The organism is Serratia sp. FS14, assembly GCF_000695995.1.
GTDB lineage: Bacteria > Pseudomonadota > Gammaproteobacteria > Enterobacterales > Enterobacteriaceae > Serratia > Serratia nematodiphila.
This window is the reverse complement of record NZ_CP005927.1, coordinates 1,669,243-1,689,540: the sequence shown is the minus strand read 5'-3', so window position 1 is coordinate 1,689,540 and position 20,298 is coordinate 1,669,243. Positions and strand designations below refer to the sequence as shown.

The 20,298-nt window shown below is 49.8% G+C and carries 13 protein-coding genes and 3 pseudogenes; 9 read left to right on the top strand and 7 right to left on the bottom strand.

From position 1 onward, the window contains the following. Nucleotides 1-359: 359 nt before the first annotated feature. Entirely contained in the window at nt 360-1,064 is a 705-nt protein-coding gene (locus L085_RS07600; protein WP_044030473.1) for an IS6 family transposase, read from the bottom strand. 100 nt (nt 1,065-1,164) lie between these two features. Between L085_RS07600 and L085_RS25235 the strand changes: the two genes are divergently transcribed. Together L085_RS25235 and L085_RS25230 are read left to right on the top strand one after the other, a co-directional pair. Then, nucleotides 1,165-1,380 carry a hypothetical protein gene (locus L085_RS25235; protein WP_193378777.1) on the top strand — a complete coding sequence of 72 codons (216 nt, stop codon included), beginning with the start codon at nt 1,165-1,167 and terminating at the stop codon, nt 1,378-1,380. 142 nt (nt 1,381-1,522) lie between these two features. Beyond that, nucleotides 1,523-1,711 (top strand): annotated as a pseudogene (locus tag L085_RS25230) (IS630 family transposase); the annotation flags it as partial. A 619-nt stretch (nt 1,712-2,330) separates the two neighbouring features. Here the strand turns inward: L085_RS25230 and L085_RS07595 are convergent. Further along, nucleotides 2,331-3,263: a hypothetical protein gene (locus tag L085_RS07595; protein ID WP_049870643.1), complete on the bottom strand. Its 933-nt coding sequence runs from the start codon at nt 3,261-3,263 to the stop codon at nt 2,331-2,333. Nucleotides 3,264-3,403: 140 nt separating this feature from the next. Continuing rightward, a pseudogene (locus tag L085_RS24475) lies at nt 3,404-4,068 on the bottom strand (IS6 family transposase). 1,249 nt (nt 4,069-5,317) lie between these two features. Between L085_RS24475 and L085_RS07575 the strand changes: the two are divergent. The 3 genes from L085_RS07575 (at nt 5,318) to L085_RS07570 (ending at nt 8,586) form a co-directional block, all read left to right on the top strand. Next, the gene (locus tag L085_RS07575; protein WP_044030471.1) at nt 5,318-6,715 is read left to right on the top strand and encodes an RHS repeat-associated core domain-containing protein; all 1,398 of its coding nucleotides are present in this window, start codon (nt 5,318-5,320) and stop codon (nt 6,713-6,715) included. Between the two features lie 2 nt (nt 6,716-6,717). Continuing rightward, nucleotides 6,718-7,137, top strand: coding sequence for a hypothetical protein (locus L085_RS25225; RefSeq protein WP_144240665.1), 420 nt, complete (start codon nt 6,718-6,720; stop codon nt 7,135-7,137). A gap of 225 nt (nt 7,138-7,362) precedes the next feature. After that, nucleotides 7,363-8,586: an IS91 family transposase gene (locus tag L085_RS07570; RefSeq protein WP_044030470.1), complete on the top strand. Its 1,224-nt coding sequence runs from the start codon at nt 7,363-7,365 to the stop codon at nt 8,584-8,586. 394 nt (nt 8,587-8,980) lie between these two features. Here L085_RS07570 and L085_RS07565 read toward each other — a convergent pair whose 3' ends face one another. The 3 genes from L085_RS07565 to L085_RS07555 form a co-directional block, all read right to left on the bottom strand. Continuing rightward, nucleotides 8,981-9,406 carry a hypothetical protein gene (locus L085_RS07565; protein ID WP_144240664.1) on the bottom strand — a complete coding sequence of 142 codons (426 nt, stop codon included), beginning with the start codon at nt 9,404-9,406 and terminating at the stop codon, nt 8,981-8,983. A gap of 76 nt (nt 9,407-9,482) precedes the next feature. Beyond that, nucleotides 9,483-12,917, bottom strand: a complete 3,435-nt coding sequence (locus L085_RS24125; RefSeq protein ID WP_081835502.1) for an autotransporter outer membrane beta-barrel domain-containing protein — start codon at nt 12,915-12,917, stop codon at nt 9,483-9,485. Between the two features lie 682 nt (nt 12,918-13,599). Then, the gene (locus L085_RS07555; protein ID WP_226988576.1) at nt 13,600-13,851 is read right to left on the bottom strand and encodes a hypothetical protein; all 252 of its coding nucleotides are present in this window, start codon (nt 13,849-13,851) and stop codon (nt 13,600-13,602) included. A gap of 327 nt (nt 13,852-14,178) precedes the next feature. Here L085_RS07555 and L085_RS25690 point away from each other — a divergent pair. Continuing rightward, nucleotides 14,179-14,486 (top strand): annotated as a pseudogene (locus tag L085_RS25690) (IS6 family transposase); the annotation flags it as partial. 121 nt (nt 14,487-14,607) lie between these two features. Here L085_RS25690 and L085_RS07550 read toward each other — a convergent pair. Then, nucleotides 14,608-14,889 (bottom strand): hypothetical protein, encoded by a 282-nt coding sequence (locus tag L085_RS07550; RefSeq protein WP_144240663.1) that lies wholly within the window; start codon nt 14,887-14,889, stop codon nt 14,608-14,610. Between the two features lie 180 nt (nt 14,890-15,069). On the opposite strand from L085_RS07550, the gene L085_RS07545 reads away from it, so the two are divergent. From L085_RS07545 to L085_RS07535, 3 genes are read left to right on the top strand one after another with little or no spacing between them, the layout of a single operon-like run. Beyond that, on the top strand, nt 15,070-16,335 hold the full coding sequence (locus L085_RS07545; protein ID WP_044030466.1) for an MASE1 domain-containing protein: 1,266 nt from the start codon (nt 15,070-15,072) through the stop codon (nt 16,333-16,335). Between the two features lie 28 nt (nt 16,336-16,363). After that, a complete protein-coding gene (locus L085_RS07540) occupies nt 16,364-16,972 on the top strand; it encodes a response regulator (RefSeq protein WP_044030465.1) in 609 nt (202 codons plus the stop codon). Next, nucleotides 16,969-19,689: a response regulator gene (locus L085_RS07535; protein WP_044030464.1), complete on the top strand. Its 2,721-nt coding sequence runs from the start codon at nt 16,969-16,971 to the stop codon at nt 19,687-19,689. The genes L085_RS07540 and L085_RS07535 overlap by 4 nt, the downstream gene beginning before the upstream one ends. Nucleotides 19,690-20,298 lie beyond the last annotated feature (609 nt).

The following is a 20,298-nucleotide window of genomic DNA, read 5'->3' as shown; positions in this document are numbered from 1 at the left end:
CTGGACAGAATTCATGGTAGCCCCCCCAAGAAATATAAAATAAATGAACATTCGGTTCCGGGTTTCATTACACCCTCGCAAATCATTGGTTGGAGGAAATGGTAGGCGTAGCAGTTCGCAATCAGCGCCAGTTTCGGCTCACGCTAAGTGAAAATGAGTTTACAATCGCGATCATATTGAGTGTCCATTTAGGGTACACCTAAAACAGACAACCCAGTGAGACAGTTTTTCTGTCTCATTTGGGTTGTTTTTGTCTCGTCCCGGTGCTACGTTTTCATCATCTAAAGGCTAACGAGACAGTTTTCATGGTACTGTTGCAAAGTTCGTGACGAGGTAGCCTTTTATCTTATTTAAAGGCTTTACATTTCAAAAACTCTGCTCACCAGACGCATCTCGCCCAGGGGATCACCATAATAAAACGCTGAGGCCTGGCCTTTGCGCAGTGCACGCATCACCTCAATACCTTTGATTGTGGCGTAAGCGGTCTTCATGGATTTAAATCCCAGCGTGGCGCCGATTATCCTTTTCAGCTTGCCATGATCGCATTCAATAACGTTATTCCGGTATTTAATCTGTCGGTGCTCAACATCAGGAGGACATTGTCCTTCGCGTTTAAGTAGAACGAGCGCACGGCCATAGGTGGGTGCTTTATCCGTGTTGATAAACCGTGGGATCTGCCACGTCTTCACGTTGTTGAGGATTTTACCCAGAAACCGGTATGCGGCTTTGCTATTACGACGTGGGGAGAGATAAAAATCGACAGTGCGCCCCCTGTTGTCGACGGCACGATACAGATAAGCCCACCGGCCATTCACCTTCACGTACGTTTCGTCAACGTGCCATGGGTTCAGGTCGGAAGGATTACGCCAGTACCAGCGCAGTCGTTTTTCCATTTCAGGCGCATAACGCTGAACCCAGCGGTAAATCGTGGAGTGATCAACGTTGACACCGCGTTCGGCCAGCATCTTCTGTAGTTCACGATAGCTGATGCCGTATTTACAGTACCAGCGTACCGCCCACAGGATGATGTCACGCTGAAAATGGCGGCCTTTGAATGGGTTCATGTGCTGCTCCGTCAGCAAAAGATGACGATGAGTTTATCACCTCCAGATTTTTGCAACAGAGCCCGGTTCGCTGCTGCCGAAGGTCTACGACGCGCTGGCGATGACGGTACGGGAAAAACCGAAGCGCCCCGGATTTGCAGTGCTGATGAAAGGCTTCCTGGGTACCGATCCGTACCAGTGCATCCTGTGCAAGGGCCTGTTGCGTTTTACCGGTGCCGTGGCGGGCGAGCACGCCACCAAACTGCTCTCTGACCGGCTGCAGCGGATGGCGAAAAAACGATGGCTTCAGACCCCTTCTCTGGATAAGTGCGCCTGAAAAATAGGTTTTAGCTTAAAAACACGGCAAAACTTGCATTTTCCCGTATTACTCTGCGACAGGCCGCACCATATGAGGTTCTTCCTTGACACGGTTCATGGTTAGGAAACCCAATAAGGGTCGATTGAGTTTCCTAACCATCAAGGTGATCTATCCGCCGGTTTACTCAGCGTGGGTGAACCACGTTGAACAATTATGGCAGGCGTTGCATAACACGATAACCCGTAAGCATCAGTGCCGAACAATGTGGCAGTTGTTGAGAAAAGTTCAGCACTTTATGGTAACCGCCAGTCCATTCCCTGGAGGCAGGCATGGGGTGGCAAAAGTATAGCGGTATTAGGCCGTTAGTTATATGATATTGTTAACTGCTCTTTATGCATCTCCATCTGGGAAAGTGCCACGCCACGATCCATGGTTAGAGAACTCAATCGACCTTTTTTTGAGTTTCCTAACCATGAACATTCGGTGTGTTGGTCTGTTAGCATTTAGCCCTAGCGGGATTTTTTTGCAATAAATTGATTGCTACTGGCCGTAAATGTTAATTTAGACGTAAGGATGCGCGCTTGGCTGGTACTCCGAGTGATCACTTTTAGGGTAATCAGTCTATTAGGGATAATTTGTTGTATATTCAGGATAAGATAAGGATCATCTAAGTTTCCAAATTGTTCCACGAATTAATACCATGCGAGCATTTTTGGATAAACGGCATGCAAGAAATCAAGAATCTCCAGTTGCAAACTGCTTGAAAGAAGTGCTTCTCCCATATATTAACCTCTACATAGTAAAGCAAAATATGCGCTTATTGCGAGTCGGAGAAATTTCGATTGTGAGACTTTACATTTCCCCATCCATGCACCAACGCCTAAAAATAGCGGCACGGACTTTTTCGTCTCCTCTCTACGAATGTGACAGAGCCATATAGTCGACCTCTTCTTTGACCTGATGTAGTCTCAGACAATATTTAATGTTGCTGTAGCCAATTGTGGAGACAAAAAAATTGGCTCAATATTTTTATTAATATGCTGATTTTCAACACTAAAAAACTCAATCTCTCCTGGATTAATTCCATCATTGCGAATGGCGTATTGTACACTTACCGGATAAGCATGCGGGTATAATTTCTCACCACAAGCAAGCAGAAAGTCGATTTTGCTGTTCTGATTTAACTGCATTTTTTGTTGTTCACCAGGGTTAAGTCTCGTGTAATCCAGACAGATATTGATACTGAATGGGGTACCTTTAATCATATGATTATCAATATGATAACCATAGCCATCGGCCGAGTTATGTTCAGCAGCAGTAGTACTTTGTTTTAATACAGCGATATACAGTGAGTCTGAAAGTCGACAAGTAATAATGTCACCTGCATCACCGATCTGTTGGCCAAAATCTACCCATGAGGTATTACGCTTCGGCCACATAGATAGTTCATATGCGCCATCACTGCTTTTGTGGATGTTATTACCTATAAGGCAGTAATTGAGTGCTTCATATATGCCTCGCTGAGAGGTTTCAACCAGCGCAGCCACCGTTCCCGCAAGAAGAACAATGTGACCATATTTATCTTTTGGGAACTTATTTAAAATATCGTTTATTTTTAATGGCAGCTGACCAAGGTAACTCTCGGTCAGGAGAGACAACTCTTCGGCATTTTTTAATGCATCCCAGCGAACATTCCAGAAGAACTCAGGCAAAGTGAAAAACAGAGGCACTAAGGTCTCTCTGTGTTGAAATAGTATTGTCAGTGCCTGCTCTATTTCGCCCTGCCGTCGGGTGAGGTGTTGATCAACATATTCAGTGATAGTTTGTGTCAGTTCACGCGCAGGCAGACGGTGTTCACGTTCACTTGTTATAGTACGCAGGGCTGCGACTTTAATACGCATTTTGGCCTCTCATTCAGCTATCAACTTTAAAATCTGAGTATAGATGAGAAATGATTAAATTGAAAAAGTAAAGCCCTATGGGGTAAGAGGTGATGTCACATTAAGGTTGCATAGTATAATATACTGTTTTTTCTATTATTTTAGAAAACCAATATATAAAATTGTTCTGCTGGTGACGATCCATTACTTTTTACTTTGCGGATGTTGACACAGCCCTTTACGTATCATGTGAAGCAGCCCTATGCTGGCCGGCAGCGTCTGTGCACAACGTTGGATATTACGATGCCCTGCTCAACACGATTATTCAGATATTTGCTTTACCTTAGGTGATGTTTTCCTCTGCGGGTTTGTCGGCATTGAGTGTCGTCAGCGCTGCCGTGTTGGCGCCACTTTTATCAATGGTCACTCTCTCAGGTCTGCCCTGGTGTCTAATGGCTTTGCGAAAGAAGCGTAATGCGGCCGCAGCGTCCCGTTTGGCGGTCAGCATGAAGTCGATGGTCTGCCCCGAAGTATCCACCGCGCGGTAGAGATATTTCCACTGACCTTTGACTTTGATGTAGGTCTCATCCATTCGCCATCGGCGACCCACGGAGCGTTTACGCCGTCGAAAGGCTTTATCCAGTGACGGTACCAGGCGGATGACCCAGCGATGAAGCGTAGAGTGGTCGACAAAAATACCACGTTCAGCCATCATTTCCTCCAGATTACGCAGGCTAAGGTCATCGGCCAGATACCAGCGCACACACTGGGCGATGATATCGACGGGATAATGCAGTCGCTGGAAGGCATTTCGGATCAAAGACATGGACAGGTAACATCATTAAAAAAACAGCATGTTATCTGACGACGCCTTAATGCGACAGAGCCATCTAAAAATCTGGCCAGTTATATTCCAGCTCTGTCTGGTGCTGACAGATATCAAAACTGTGCATAACTCCGTTTAGTTTTTATCAGCACACACTCCCGCCTGACCCGATAAAATCAACTATACTCTCTGCTTACCCCTTTTGTGAGGAATCGCATACTAGGAGTCCAGAATGCCCGTTGCAAATACCATGGCTGACGCCACACTGCATCATCAGACGCCCACCGTCACTCTGACCGGCAGCAATGGTCAGGTTGTGCGTTCGCTGGACTTCCTGCGCCGGCCCGGTGATACCGGGCCGGCCCGCCCCCTGGTCCGCCGGCTCTGCCTGGACCCATGCAGCCGCACATTCCGCACATATGGCGCCCGTCCTCTGGCGCAGGGTGCTCCCGATGCACTGACCCTTTCCGGCCTCTCCGCTCAGCCGCTGCTCAGCCACACCGCCGACGGTGGCACATCCCACACCCTCAGCGACATCAGTGGCCGCCCTGCCTGGGCGCGCAGTGCTGAAGGGACGGTGACTACCTGGCAGTATGAGTCCCCGGACCTGCCCGGCCGCCTGCTGTCAGTGACGGAACAGGCAGCGGACACGGCGCAGCCCCGGGTCTGCCAGGTTTACATCTCGGGGGGGGCGCGACGCAGCCCCCCGAAATCTGGCCGGCGCGCCCGTGCAAATATGGGATAATGCCGGCGTCACCGTGACACAGGCGCTCTCCCTGAGTGGTGTTCCTCTGGAGGTCAGCCGCCGTCTGCTGGCCGACCCGGAAGGCACAGCCGACTGGCGGGGTGATGAAGCGCAGTGTCAGGCCCGGCTGGAGCCAGCTGCACGGGCACTTGTGACCCGGACGTGGGTCGATGCCACCGGCGCTCCACTCGCCGTGACTAACGCACAGGAAGTAACAACTCACACCCGATATGGTGTCAGCGGTACCGTGGTGTCAGCGCCGGATGAGCTGGCAGGAGCAGGGACAGTCCCGGGAACTGGTGGTACTGGCGCAGGTTGCGTACGGCGCGGATGGCCAGGTAGTGAGCCAGACAGCCGGCAATGGCGTCGTCAGTCGTTATTCATATGACCCGCAGAGTTGCCGGTTGACCAGAGTGGAAGTGAGGCGTCCTGCTGATCATCCTCAGGGTGAGCAGATATTCGCAGGACCTGCATTACAGCCATGATCCGGTCGGGAATATTCTGATGCAGTATGATGCGGCGGTAGATGTCCACTGGCACGGTAATCAGCAGACTGACGGAAAACGTTCTTATGAATATGACACTTTATACCGCCTGACAACGGCGAGTGGGCGTGAACGTCTACCGGATACAGCACAAGGGCCCCTTTCCGGGCTGCAATACGACCTCAGTGGCGGTCAGGGTATCTGGCGGCGGTACACTGAACAATATGACTATGATGATGGCGACAACCTGGTTCGAGTCAGGCATCAGGGCATGGCGCCCTGGACGCGGGAGATGACGGTGCTGGCGGACAGTAACCGGGCGGTGCTGAAAACGGCGGGGCCCCCTTCCCTGTCGCCGGATACACTGTTCACTCCGGGAGGATGCCAGCGGACGCTGGCAGACGGTCGAGAACTGAGCTGGTATGCGGATGGCCAGTTGGCGGGGGTCAGTTCAGTTGTTCGGTCAGGGAGAGAAGATGACCGTGAGCGCTATCAATATGCACAAGCTGGAGAGCGGGTACGAAAGGTCAGCAGTGTCCTGGTCTCGGGCGGAGAACAGCGCACGGTAGTGACGTATGCAGGGGGAATGGAGCGGCGGCAGCGCAGTACGGCGGGCAGGGCATACACGCTGGATGTGTCGATTACAGAAAGTGGGGGGGTACGGCTAATAGAGGATTATGCCGGTGGCAAACACTACGTGCGCTATACGTTGAGCGATATGCTGGGCAGTGTCATGGGGGAGACGGATGAGGATGGGCTGGTAACTGCATGGGAGGAGTATTACCCGTACGGCGGGAGTGCCGGCAGCGATGAGGAGGGATCGGAAGTTATGGACCGGACCCGACGGTTCTCTGGGAAAGAGCGTGATGCGACGGGGTTGTATTATTACGGCCACCGGTATTACCAGCCGGGGCTGTGCCGCTGGCTGAGCGCCGATCCGGGCGGCACCATTGACGGGGTGAACCTGTACCGGATGGTGCGTAATAATCCGCTGCGGTTAAGGGATACTGACGGGCTGGCACCAGATGCAATTGAAAAGGATGTGATCAATGATGGCTATAGAATAGTCGCTAAGGGGGTGAAACATTTCCCCAAGGAATACAAAATAAAAATAAATAACGCCGTGAACATTGCCACATCAATACTTTCTACTGCATTAGATGCTATGGGAGATGAAGACAACAAGGTGATGGAGCATAGTTCAAAATATTTCGGAAATATTACCAGTGCGAATAAGGATGAAATTTACGATAAGCTATCCAAAATTCATGATAGGCTTGATGAGTTAGATGAAAGGAAATATATTTTGATTGATGGCGGTGGGGAATCCAAACATGTAGCAGCTTTTGTTTTTCCTAACGATCCAGAAGGTAGGTTTTTTTTCATGAAAACAATTTTAAGCAAGAGTCATATATAACTATGGCAATGACAGTAATTCATGAAATCTCTCATTTCGAAGGAACTAAAGATTTCCCACGTTCTGCAAATGATGGGCGCCCTGATCCTAAATTATATTTTCCTGCACATCCAGTTCTACAGGATGTAGATGGATATGTTAATGACTTACGAGAACACTCCGAATCTCATTTAATAATCACAAAAACAACCAAAGATCTTTTAAATAATGCTGATTCACTAACTGCATTTTCGCTTGATCTTGCTGTAAGTACTACTCTCACTGACACTGACACTCCTAACCTTATAGAAATAATTAATTCACTTAATACCGAATTATACCAAGGAAATACCTCTAATTCTGAAAAAGAATACGAAACACAGCATGCTACGCAGTCATCCCATCGGCAAATGTCATTAAAACGTTCTATTTACAGAAAATAGAACGTAGCGCCTCTATGGGGCGAGCACGGCAGCGCTGCTGCCTCAACCGTCTTTTAGATCCTGCCTCACCTCAACGCCGGTGCCGTCTGACAGCCCGACCGGCCGCGAGGTGGGACATGTCCCACCGCCGCGTTGACACCCGCATAAAATGAGCACGCCTGTGGCGTGAGCCGGCCGGCGCCGACGCACTTTTCCTGCCCGATAACGCCCTGTAGACTCTGCACCATGTATATTCCGCGACCCGCAAAGTTGCTGTTCCAGCATGACAACGGCTGGAGTCGCTATCTCGACAAACACGGTGACACCCTCAGCGACTGGACCAAACTCGCCGTCGAGCGCATGCTCGCCTGCGGCACTTGTGCCATGGGTGTTCGCCGCTACTGCTGTGCCTCACCGGATTGCACCCATGCCCGCTTTTTCTGCCAGAGCTGCAAGTCCAAGGCCTGCAGCAGTTGTGGCCTCAACGCCACCGAGCAGTGGATCGCCGAACAGCAGCACATCCTGCCCGACTGCGACTGGCAACACATCACCTTCACCATGCCGCACCTGCTGTGGCCGTTCTTCAATAACAACTGGCTCCTGCTCAATGATCTGTTTCGCTGCGCCACCCGCGCCATGCTCCGCTGGGCACACCAACAGGGGATCGAAGTCGGTATCTTCTGTGCGCTCCATACCTACGGCCGGCAGCTCAATCAGCACCCGCATATCCACGTCTCCGTCACCCGCGGCGGCCTCGACATCAAACACGACACCTGGCGGCAGCTGTTCTTTAAAAAGAAAGAGGTAGAGCAAATCTGGCGCAACGCCGTGGTTTACCTGCTGCGCGACAACTACGCCCAAATCAACCCTGGAGGCCTGCCGGGCCTCAGTCATATCCGTAATGAAGATCGGTGGCACCGTTATCTGCATGCGCAATATCGCCGCGCCTGGAAAGTGCATTTTGCCAAAAAGACGCGCGGTGCCTGGCGCAGCGTGAAATACCTCGGCCGGTACCTGAAGCGCCCGCCGGTGGCCGCTTCTCAGCTGCGCCACTACCGCGGCGGTGCCGTGGTCCATCAGTATTACGATCACCGCACGCAGCAACACAAACGCCAGAAAATCAGCCAGGAGGAGATGCTGCAGCGTTACGTCAGCCACATCCCGGCCCGACACTTTAAAATGGTGCGCTACTACGGCTTTCTGGCCAACCGCAAGCGCGGTTCGCTGCTGCCGAAGGTCTACGACGCGCTGGCGATGACAGTACGGGAAAAACCGAAGCGACCCGGATTTGCAGTGCTGATGAAAGGCTTCCTGGGTACCGATCCGTACCAGTGCATCCTGTGCAAGGGCCGGTTGCGTTTTACCGGTGCCGTGGCGGGCGAGCACGCCACCAAACTGCTCTCTGACCGGCTGCAGCGGATGGCGAAAAAACGATGGCTTCAGACCCCTTCTCTGGATAAGTGCGCCTGAAAAATAGGTTTTAGCTTAAAAACACGGCAAAACTTGCATTTTCCCGTATTACTCTGCGACAGGCCGCACCATATGAGGCTCTTCCTTACCACGGTTCATGGTTAGGAAACCCAATAAGGGTCGATTGAGTTTCCTAACCATGTACCTTTTCGACATGCGTCCTTACTTTTGTGCAGTCAAAACTTGGCTCTTCCTGTGCGAAGGTAAAAAAGCAACCGGCAGGGTTAACAGCACCAGACCAAAACAAAAGGGAGAGTTCATAATATACATATTCTGTTTACCGTTTCCTTTGCAGAGAACCTGAAAGCGCATGATAATTAAGATAATGCATCATCGTTATTGATAATGCATTCCCCGCCCTACACACTTCACTTGCCCTTAACCACACTAAACCTTAGGGAAACCTGGCGACGATAAAAGCCGTTTCATATTGATGGTTCGGGTATTGCGTATTGATACGCTGAGAAAATTCCTCTTTTGTTACCCTGTGCCGATAAGTGTCATGCAATAAAACAAGGAGTTCGTTTGATTGTGCAGTCGTGTCAATAGGGATACGTTTGTAAGTTGGGTCTTTTTCTATCTGACTGACGAGCTTATTGAACCAGCTATAAAAGGGTTTATCTTCAACGGCAGAAACAACACGTGGGTCCTGATTAACACACCCTTGAAGCACCAAAATGCCAAATAAAAAGATAGCCAAAGCAATCACACGGTGTCGTTTGCATTCACGTTTCATATTTTCCTCACGGTTTTCAATAGCCATTTTCATCGCAAAGCAGTGTGGTTTAAAGTTAAATGCTTTCTTACCAAAATCTGACACCTACAACACAATGCTCCGAGGCCCGTGTGTTCCCCCAAACATGACAAGCCTATTCTGCCTAGGGGAATAACCACCATCAGAAACGCCACTGAAGCCCCGCAGTTACCCCGTTGTCCTGATAGTTTTTTGATAACAAGCCGGTATAGCTTAATGTTACATCGAGAGTTTTTCCCACATTGACTTGCGCACCTGCCTTCACCACCATCCCGTCCCTGGAGGCCGCGACGGTGGCGGTGTTGAAGGTCGAGTCACTGCCGGCAAAGCGCAATCCCACCTCACGGTCAGGATGATTATATTGATGCTGCCACCCCATTTCTCCTCGCAGCGTCACTGCATGCTCTTTACCGAGCTGCCAGCGTGTGTCCGCACGTAACCCAAGAGTAGACAACGCCGCACTCGTGCTTTGGCTCTCTCCACTCAACACACTGCCGCCGCCGTGTTCAGTAAAATGATTACTTTTATAATTCACCCACGCCAGATTGGCGAACGGTTCCAGATTGAACCCGGTATTGTCCAGACGGTAACCCGCTTCTGCGAAGATTTGGCCCGTTCCCGCGTTATAGCGTGCTTTGGCGTTATCGGACTGGCCGTAGTACCCGATACCCCGAGAGGTTTCAATTCGGTGCCAAGTATAGGCGGTACCCGCGCGCAAATTCAGATTGTCATAGGTTTTGCCTGCATAGACAGCCAGATGATAGTTATCACTGTCGGCAGATGCGCCGTCTCCGTGCAATGAGGTACGGGTGTAACCGGTGGCCAGGCCCAGACGCCAACGATCTGCCAGCTCATGATCCGCACCGAGCAATACCCCAAAGGTTGAGTCGTGGAAACCCGTGGCATTATCATTGCCGCTAGCGTGTTCCCAGTTGCCCAACAAACTGACCCACGCGCCGTCCTCGTCTTGTTTGATGTCGCTGTTGTCCGCTGCGCCTTGAATCTGGCGCAAACGGCTGTTAAGCGTATCCCGAACATAACGGCTGTTATTCACCAGCGCGGAGGCTGTATCCGCGTGTATCTGCCCGGACAATTGACGATAGGCTTGTCGAGCCAGTTCCGCAGAAGGGGCTATCAACAAACTTTGATACACGGGGTTATCCGCCGGTAAACGTTCAATTGCCGTCGCGAGGTTACGTTGATTGGCCGTGACGGCGACATCCGCAAAACGGGTGGCGTTACGTTGTAAACCCAATGAGAGGCTAGTGGGCTGATAGGTCAGATGGGGTGTTAAAAACAGCCCGGCGTCAACAGAGCCAAATTGACCCGTAATACCTTGCGCGGCAGTAAGCACGGTAAAGCGCTGTGCCAGGATATTGCCGGCGGAAGATGTTGAAGCCAGCAAGTTTTGCCCCGCTTGCGGTACCACGGCAATCTCGCCGCCGTTCAGTGTCGCCTGGCCATTCACCTGCAGCAAATCGCTGTGGCCAGCCTCAATTTCAGCCAGGTAACGGGAGCCATTCTCAAACGTCAGATCGTTATCAATCGTCAAAGTACCGATAGAATTGCCGGGTGCCACCGAGCCCCCTTTATTGGCCGTCAGCGTACCGATATGTCCACTGCCGCCTACCAACCCGCCGTCGCGCACCACAGTAGTGCCGGGGGCTTTGCCGTTGGCGATAAAGAGCCCATCGGCCGCGACATCGCTGGCTAATGTGCCGGTGTTGGCCAGTTGTAACACAGCACCTTTGGCAATCCGCGTCTGGCCGGCGTAGTCATTATTCCCGCTGAGCGTTTGGTTACCGCCCGCAATTGTCAGGCCGCCTTTATAGTGCGTTCCATCAGGATTACTGAGGTCAGTGTCTGTGATACGGCCCGAGAAATTATCCTTCGCCTGGCTCAACACCAGCGTTCTGCTCCCCAGCGTTACCACGCCGGTACCGCTTAAGCTGCGGAGAGTGACATTGTTCATACTGTCCGGAACACCCCATAGCGGATTGAAATTACCGTGTTCAGAGATGTCAAACCAACCGTTATTTTCCAGCGATGCAGAGTGAGCGAGACTGCCGGGGCCGGTAAGGTATAACACCGCGCCTTTATTCACCCGGGTCACGCCGGTATAGGTGTTCATGCCGGTCATGTTGACCACCACATCCGGCATGAGCGTTAAGTCGCCGGCCCCGGAGATGGAGCCCGCCAACCCCAGATAACCTTTTCCTCCATGAGGATCACCCGAGGGATCGCCGGCAGGGGCACTCATCAGATTTCCCATTTGCCTGGTCACGTGGCTAAGTTGCGATCCGCTACCGTCAGCATCCGTCGAGAAATTATTCGCGTTGACGAAGAAGGGAGTAAACGCCGTAAGTTGATTTTGCAAATCATACATCACTGAATATTGAGTGAAAAAACCTATACCCATCGTGATATTCCAGGTTTTTGTATCACTGCTGTCGCGAGCGATAATCAGGCGATTGTCACCACTTCCCTGCAGAGTGATCCCGTTGCCGACTTTCTGTCCATTGGTGTCGACAGGCTGAAGCGTCAGGGCGGTCACTGACGTGTTGTTCTCTCCATCCTTGTCAAATTTCACGCCATGCTGTTCGAGGATGTCGCCGACTTTTTTGCTGTCTATCGTTGCGTGGGTGGGATTGCCCGTATCGAATAAGATTGCGCCGCTCAGCGCCTCTGCAGGAAGCTCAACGGTGCTCGACTGGCCATTGATATTGAGTGTGAAGGCGTATTTGAAGCGGCCTTCATGTTGCGATGAGGCCGGTGCACCAGAGTTGGGGAAGTGGGTGATATCGCCTTCGCTGCGTGTCGGAACCCAAGGGACCTGGGTATCAAACTGCGCCCGTAGGCTGGGAGTCAAATTGAGGATGGTGCAAGGGGCACACCCCGGTGAAAGCGTTGTCCCATTCTCATTGGTATTGTCATTACCGGCAACGATGAAACCGGTTTTCGTGATGGTGCTGAAGGGGCTTCCGCCGTTGGGATTGCCTTTTGCATCCGTAAAAAGAAAATCCCCTACGCCAAAGGTGCCGTAGAAATGCTTTTCCTCTGTCGGCCTTCCTGAAATTATGTTTTTTTCCGCACCCAGGTCAATATAGTAGGCTTTCCCATCGATGACTTTAAACGGTTTTTGACCGACCTGTTGGGGATGGTCGAGCAACAGATGTTCAACCTGGCCTATTACGTAGCCTTTATTGTTGCTGCCAGGCGTCGCTACCGGTATCGGGGTGGCATCATCGGTGTAATAGGTCAGGTCCGTTATTTGCTTGCGCTGTAACCAGTAGCCACCCCAGCCGTTGTTGCCATAGAGATACTCGTATGCCTGATTCACATTCGGCCAGCGTGAAGTATCTTGTTGTCCCAGAACAGCGTTGAATTGATCGGATCCTGTATCAAAAATATATTTTTGTGCAGGGCCGCCGTTCACACCGACATTGATAGTAAGGCGGCTATCTAAATGCCCAAGGGGAATACTTACTGGGGCTGGTTCCCCGAAAGCCAAGGGTGAGTAATATGAAAACAATATCGAGCTTATGACTAATCTTATTGGTTTTACTTTTACCATCATGATATTACCCCAATGAGTTATCGTCTATTTTTTAAACCTAGCTGATAAGTGCATTAAGTCAAGTTAATTTGATGAATTAACTTTTTCTTGAAAGACATGCAAGGTGTCTGTTTCCTGAAAATACTACATGATTATAATCGCATGATTTTAATGACTTTTATCCAATTTAAACTATAAAAGGCTGTTGGTGATTTTCGGCAATCTTGATGGAGTGAATTAAAACTCATAATTACACCAGAAGCATTGGCGAATACTTTCTGCACGGTTTTTCCTTTGTCATTTTATGGGGTTGAGTGCTACGCAATAAAAATCAGGCATCTGATTTTTACCTGTGTCAATTGAAACTCGCTTATAACCATGATTGAATTCTATTTGGCCTAACGGCTTATTGAGTTCTCATTAAACGGTTTGTCGTCAAATGCGGAAAAACCGAGGCTCACGGGGATTAGATCAACCATTAACCAATGAAAATAAAGTACAAAAAGCAAAGAATAAATTAATCTAAATTCACCACCTTTCATTCTCACTTTATTTTCATTTTTAAACTCTCCCCAAGGCTGTCAAGTTCATGGATTTTTCACTCGATACAGCGTTAATTAATTCTCCGCCTAACCCTATGCATGGTTCTCCTTGTTCATTTTCTTACGATTGCCCACACTCTTTATAACCACTGCGAGTGGTTTTATTGTATGACTATTTCCTCAAAAAAACATTGCGTTAACCGTCCTGGAGCATGAATACTTTTAGCCCATTTTAATACGTTGGATTTTTCATCTTGTTCTACCACTCCCCCCCAAACATCAATGAACTCTTTGTCTTTAAAGAAAAAAACACCGGGATCGGATATTTTTGTTGAAGCAAAAACAGCGAGCCATTCTTTTTCAGCCAAAACATCGGATATCTCAATTTGCTTTGCGCTGGGATTTTCAGTCATTACTTTTTGCACCAGTCCTTGATAAAGGGCTTTGTTCCTCTCATTAATATTCAGTTTTAAACTCGCACAGTCGACGGTGGCTGACGCTATGTTTACCACACACAAGAGTGGGAGAATAAAAATAATGGTATTTTTTTCATGAAAACCTCTGAGTTAGCGAGCAATGAAAGTGAGTATAGCACATGATGCCCATCAAGGACGAATAACAACCACCTTAATACATGTACTGCTTTTTGATTTTGAACGATTTTGCTTATATGATAAAGGTAATGCCACATCGCTATTATTCCTGAGAGCCAGTCAGAAACAGTGCTCGCATTTATCACCATCAACACGGATAAAGTACCCACTGATGGTCGTGTGCTTGCTTTACTCAAACACAAAAGTCGATGCCCACCTGACGTTGAACATCAGCAGATTAAGTATCGGAATAACGTCATTGAGTGTGGCCATGGTAAATTGATAAAGTACGGATAAACCCATAAAGACAGCTTACGTCACCATCCATGGTATTGATGTGGCACGTGTACTATGTAAAGGCCGGAACGAAGCATTTTATCAAGATAAGATGTCCCTTGGGTGAGATGCATCTGATAAACAGGGTTGTTGAAAGGTTAGATCTTTCAGCAATATAAAAGGCTACCTCCTCACGAATGTTGCAACAGAGCCCTTTAAGGTCTACACCTCCATCAAGATAATGCTCTTTAGCAAGACAGGTAGATGACCATTACGTTAGTAAACATAACATAGGGCATGTTAAACCAGTTCAAGCGATACGGCTGTCTGCTTTCTTGTTTTCATGCTGTTTAGTAATTTACCACCGAGTTTATTCAATAAACCTTTTCCATATTGGTATTTAACGTCAAATTGGCGGTTTTGCTGCATACGCGCACTCAGTGAATATAACACCGTCCCTTCCTTCATCACGAAGGCCGGCTCGACAACGCGGGCATTATTTCCAGAGCTCAAAAAGAAAAAACACACAACAGCTATTGCAATTACCAGTACGACACTACCGAAAAACCGCATATTTTTCATGCTTAACAAACCCTCTAAAGTGAATAATGGAGACTAATGATCCAGTGCTGTACTTCAATCTAACAAAAATTATACAGGCCTGCTTAAATGGCCGATACCTGACTAGTCAGAAAAGAAATTCATAGCTAAACCTAAAGCGTGGCTGTTAAGATTTATCGCAAAGCAGCAAGGGGGATATACATGGATACCGGGCGTATTTCACGTCATTATGGCGTGTTACATTGGCTGGCATTTATCACCGTTTACTTTTTACTCGCCATCATCAGCCTTGAAACACGCGACCCCTGGAGTCTGTCAAGCACCGTTTGGTTACCGGCAGGCCTGTTGCTGGGCGTGTTGTGTACCCACAATCGGGTGCAGTGGCCAATGTGGGCGCTCAGTGCTGGCGTGCTGCATTTTTCTGTCAGCCTGCTGCACGATCGTCCCTGGGATATTGCGCTGGCATTCGCTCTGCTCGATTTAGTGATCATTTGTCCGCTGGCGTTAATCTGGAGCGGCCTGCGCCGTTACTCAAACAGCCTGTCTCACCCTAAGGAAATACTGCTTTTACTTGCCAGTGTGTATCTTGCAAGCATCATAGGTGGCCTGCTTAATGATTTAACCCTTAAAGCCCTTGGTTATCCGACACGGCTTTCACACTTCATCAGTTGGGGAATTTCCAATGCAACCGGTTGCCTGGCGATCGCGCCGCTCTTGATTATTCATCGTTTGAATCGTGGTCAATGGCAATGCCCTACTCGGCAACAAGCTAATCTTATGGCGTGGATTTTCCCGTTGGCTATTGCCGTTTTTTTCCTGCCGTCCAGTTGGCTAAGCAATGCGTTGTTGAATAACGCGTTATTGTATGCAGTCCTGGTACTATCGCTGGTACTGTCCGCCTTGTTGCCCCTGCTGCCGCTGGCGCTGTACTTTATTTTGCTCACGCTGCTGATTAGTCTGGCTACTATTTGCGATTATGGTCCATTCCGGCAGGCATTAGCCGGCATGCAGGCAGTCGAAGCCTCACAACTCTACTTGCTGATGATTATCTCGCTAGGATTGTTAGTGGCAACGCGGGAACAACAGCATCACGCCCAACGCCAACAAACGCAACAGCAGCAGCTATTGCTGAACGCTTTACTGCAAACACGACACCCAACCTTTTTTCACCTGTCGGAAGAAACCGGATCATTGGATTGGCAGCCACAAGGGAGCATTTTCGGCATACCGCCGTCTCAGTTAGCGAATCTCACTCTACTCCTGGCGCATATTCATCCTGACGATCGGGATGTGCTGAAAGCCTTACTGCGTATCGCGAGCGGATCACGGGTTACTCCCCAATATGGCTCATTACGCCTGCTGCTGCCTGATGCACATTATCATCACGTTGAATGCCACTTGTTGCGCCATCCACAACAAGGCGTTGCCGGCGTATTTGCACTGGCGAAAACGGATCCACTATACTGACTTAACTAACTGTTCCAAGGAGTCATTTGTGCATAAATCCGTGATAATCGCTGATGATCACCCCGTATTCTTGATTGGTCTGCGAACGGTGGTGACCACAACCTTTGGCGAAAATTTTATGATCAGCGCCGAGGCACAAACGGTGGATCAACTGTTGACCTTACTGGCGAAAAAATTGCCGGATGTGCTGCTCACTGATTTCAATATGCCGGGTGAACAGCAGTCCGATGGACTGCGGTTGATTAGCACGCTACGCCGTAAATACCCGCAATTGCCGATTATCGTCATTACCGTGACGACCAATCCCGGACTGGTCAATTCCATTCTGGCTACCGGCGTGTTCGCGGTGATCAATAAGCAGAGTCTGACCACTGAACTGACCGCATGTTTGAAAGCGTTACAGCAGGGGCGTCGACCACCAGGCACTTCGGTATCATTGTCTCCCTCCGTGGCAATGAGCCCGCGCGAGTTGGAGGTCGTACGCCTATTGGCCCAGGGCCACAGCGTTAACCATATCGCCAGCATGCTCAACCGCACCAAACAAACCATCAGCGCCCAGAAGAGAAGTGCCATGTTAAAAGTTGGCGTCAGTTCCAATGCTGATTTGTTCGCCTATTTGCGTGAAGCCGGGTTATGAAGATAAAAGCCTGGCTGGTACTGATCACTTTACTGCCTGCATGGGGTTGGGCTGCCGGGGACATTCGCGTTGGTCTGCTTGACGATCGTCCACCCTACAGCGATTTTGACGCGAACCGTCAACTGCAGGGAGCGGCGACAGATTTGCTGAGCGCCCTGGCGGCTCAAAATGAACTGCACTTCACCACACTGGCCGCATCCAGCCACCGTCAATTGGCCCAGATGTTGCTTGCACAAAGTATCCAGGTAGCCTTACCTCCCCCGCAGAGCGCGCCACCGCCATCGGAGATATTGGTTTCACATCCACTGTTACAACAACACTGGGCTCTGGTGACTCGTCAGGATAGGTTGCCTTTACAACAGGTGTCGCTAGATCTGCGTCATCAACGGGTGCTGATATTACGCCACAGCCCGGCGCTGGCAGGGTTACTGACGGCTTACCCCGGTGTGGCATTCGGCGAGGTGTCATCTTTACGTGAGGCGCTCCGACTTCTGAATGCCGGCGCTGCGCAAGGCATCGTGTGTGATGCCACACAGGCAGCATTGTTAACCAGCAATCTATATCCCGACCGGCTGCGCTTACACCCGCTGCCGGCCGTTGTCAGTAGCCAGCGGCTGTGGCTGGCACCCGGGCAGGACGCGCTGTTGCAGCGTATTAATCACGCTATCGATACCCTGCCAACAGGGGCAGCACAGTCGATCAATGAACGCTGGCTGTTGAATGCAACACTCAGTGGAATACAATCGAGCGGTACTGCCAGCGATCGCTGGTTCAAGCCGCTGGCAGCAGTCAGTGCCGCGCTGTCGCTGTTCCTGACCGGTTTTTTGTTGACTGAAATTTTCCGACGCAGCCGTGCCGAACGAGGTTTACGCGATGCGCTGAAATACTGGCAAACGCTGCTCAACAGTATCCCAACGCCACTGCTGGTGTGTGATCCTCTCGGTAACATCACCCATTGCAATCAGGCCTTGTTAAAATCACTGAAGCTCACCCAGCCGCAAGTGATCGGACATTCGCTGGAGCAATTTACCGAGCGAAACCCGATCATTCCTGCTATCAATCAACAAGAGCGCATAGCGGCCATCGGCAATATGCAGCCGCAATTTTCCGACCGGGCAATGGTGATACAGGGAGCACAACGGGAAATCGCCCAATGGCTGACAGCATACAGTGACAGCCGGATGACGCCACAAGGGCTGCTGCTCGGCTGGTATGACATCAGCGAACGTAAACGTCTGGAGCGCGATCTTGCCGATGCCTTGAAACAGGCTACCGACGCCAGCCGCGAAAAAAGCCATTTCCTGGCGCGCATGAGTCATGAGATCCGCTCACCGATGAACGCTATCCTCGGTATTCTTGAATTGGAAACCCAGCGCCCTGAAGCCGCCGGAACGTCACTGCCGGTAGCCTATGCGGCCTCGCGCCAGTTACTGCAAATTGTCGGGGATGTGTTGGATATATCCAAAATTGAGGCCGGCGAAATGCACGTGCACGCTCACCCCACGGAGTTGTACCCCTTGTTGACACAGGTGCTGGACACCTACGCCGCGCTGGCAGCGCCAAAAGCGCTGAGGCTGGACAGCGATATCGAAGCCGTCTGGCAGCATCAGTACCTGCTAGATGGTGCCAAACTGACGCAAATCCTCAATAATTTGCTCAGCAACGCCATCAAATATACTGAACAGGGCTTTGTAGCCTTGCAGGTCAGCGTACAACCACAAGATCACCATCACGATACACTGACGTTCAGTATCCTCGACAGTGGTATTGGTATCGCACCGGAGCTGCAGCAAAAGATTTTGCAGCCCTATATACAAGTTGATGTCAACGCACCGGCCAGTACAGGGCTAGGGTTAACAATTTGTACCCAGTTGCTGCAACTCATGGGTAGCGAGTTACGAATTGACTCCACACTGCAGCACGGTTCTAAGTTCTCTTTTACGCTAACGCTACCTCGCACCAGTGCGGGCGATGAAGCACATGAAGCGCTCACTGCCCCCCTCGCTGAACATACGCTGCAAGTGCTGGTTGTGGATGATTTGCCCGCTAACCTGACAGTGATGAAACTTCAGCTGGAAAAACTCGGGCATCAGGTCACTACCTGTGACAATGGCCGCCAGGCACTGCAATGGCTGGAACGATCGCCCTTCGATTTGGTGCTGACCGATTGTCAGATGCCGGTTTTTACCGGTTATCAACTGGCGCAATGGCAAAGAAAGCGAGAACACGGCCACCTTCGATATCTGCCGATTATCGGTTGCACCGCCAATGCGTTTAACGATGAGCAGTACCGCTGTCTGGCGGCAGGTATGGACGGAGTATTGATTAAGCCGCTGACACAGCAGGATTTACGCACCTTAGTGTCGGAGCAACAGGCCATTTGTATCGATATGCGGGAAATCCAATTGATGACAGCCGGGAAACCACAGGTCATAACCACCTTGATTGACGAATTACAACGCAGCAGCGACGCAGATCGTCAACAGCTGCTCGCCGGCAACACACCACCGGACGTATTCGCCGCAGTACTGCATCGGCAAAAAGGCAGTTTTGCGCTGGCGGGCTACCATAGCGGTGTCACCCTTTGCCAACAGTTGGAACAACACCCTCCTGCATCGGCTGAACTGTCAGTGGTGCTGCTGCGTTTAAATGCGCTGATTCTGCGTTTTATCGCCTTACTGGAACAACAGCGGGCGAGGATAAGCGAGGGTGCTTGAATGGCACGCTTCGCCTGTATTCAGGGGAGCAGTTTGATACCACGTTGGCATAATGCCAGATCCTTTCCTACTGTTTTGGTCTGTATTTTTCCAAAGTTGCCTATTATACTTATATCGCTTAGACTATTTTTATCACCACTTAATATTGGAGAAGCATAAATTTTGTATCGAATTCCTGATACAGGATGATTGTATAAATCACATGTATAAACTTCAAGCCAAGTTGAAAGAAGAAAACAATGATTCCTTTAGTGAGGACGTAAATATGATATGAAAAACCTACAGTGAGGCAACATTACCATCTACCTTTCACGACGATTTAGACACCTTCACTCACACAATTAAATACGATACTTACAAGAAAATAATGTCATATAGAAAAGATACCAACGAAGCATGAAAAAATGCCATTCAGGTAGCCAAATATATGAAAGCGCGTCCTCAAAGCTTTATTAAAAACAGGAAAAAGACAACAAGGAAATAAGTGTTTTTTCGCACCCCCATACATCTAGTGCTTATAAAAAACAAATGACATCATGCGAAAAAACAAAAAATTAAGCTAACAAGTCAGGAGATCACACAGTAAATTAAAGATATTCATGGCGAAAA

Coding starts and splice junctions, on each gene's coding strand:
- L085_RS07570 (WP_044030470.1), top strand. CDS start 7,363: ATGTATATTCCGCGACCCGCAAAGTTGCTGTTCCAGCATGACAACGGC.
- L085_RS25225 (WP_144240665.1), top strand. CDS start 6,718: ATGGCAATGACAGTAATTCATGAAATCTCTCATTTCGAAGGAACTAAA.
- L085_RS25235 (WP_193378777.1), top strand. CDS start 1,165: ATGACGGTACGGGAAAAACCGAAGCGCCCCGGATTTGCAGTGCTGATG.
- L085_RS07535 (WP_044030464.1), top strand. CDS start 16,969: ATGAAGATAAAAGCCTGGCTGGTACTGATCACTTTACTGCCTGCATGG.
- L085_RS24125 (WP_081835502.1), bottom strand. CDS start 12,917: ATGATGGTAAAAGTAAAACCAATAAGATTAGTCATAAGCTCGATATTG.
- L085_RS07600 (WP_044030473.1), bottom strand. CDS start 1,064: ATGAACCCATTCAAAGGCCGCCATTTTCAGCGTGACATCATCCTGTGG.
- L085_RS07575 (WP_044030471.1), top strand. CDS start 5,318: ATGCAGTATGATGCGGCGGTAGATGTCCACTGGCACGGTAATCAGCAG.
- L085_RS07595 (WP_049870643.1), bottom strand. CDS start 3,263: ATGCGTATTAAAGTCGCAGCCCTGCGTACTATAACAAGTGAACGTGAA.
- L085_RS07550 (WP_144240663.1), bottom strand. CDS start 14,889: ATGAAAAATATGCGGTTTTTCGGTAGTGTCGTACTGGTAATTGCAATA.
- L085_RS07545 (WP_044030466.1), top strand. CDS start 15,070: ATGGATACCGGGCGTATTTCACGTCATTATGGCGTGTTACATTGGCTG.
- L085_RS07555 (WP_226988576.1), bottom strand. CDS start 13,851: ATGACTGAAAATCCCAGCGCAAAGCAAATTGAGATATCCGATGTTTTG.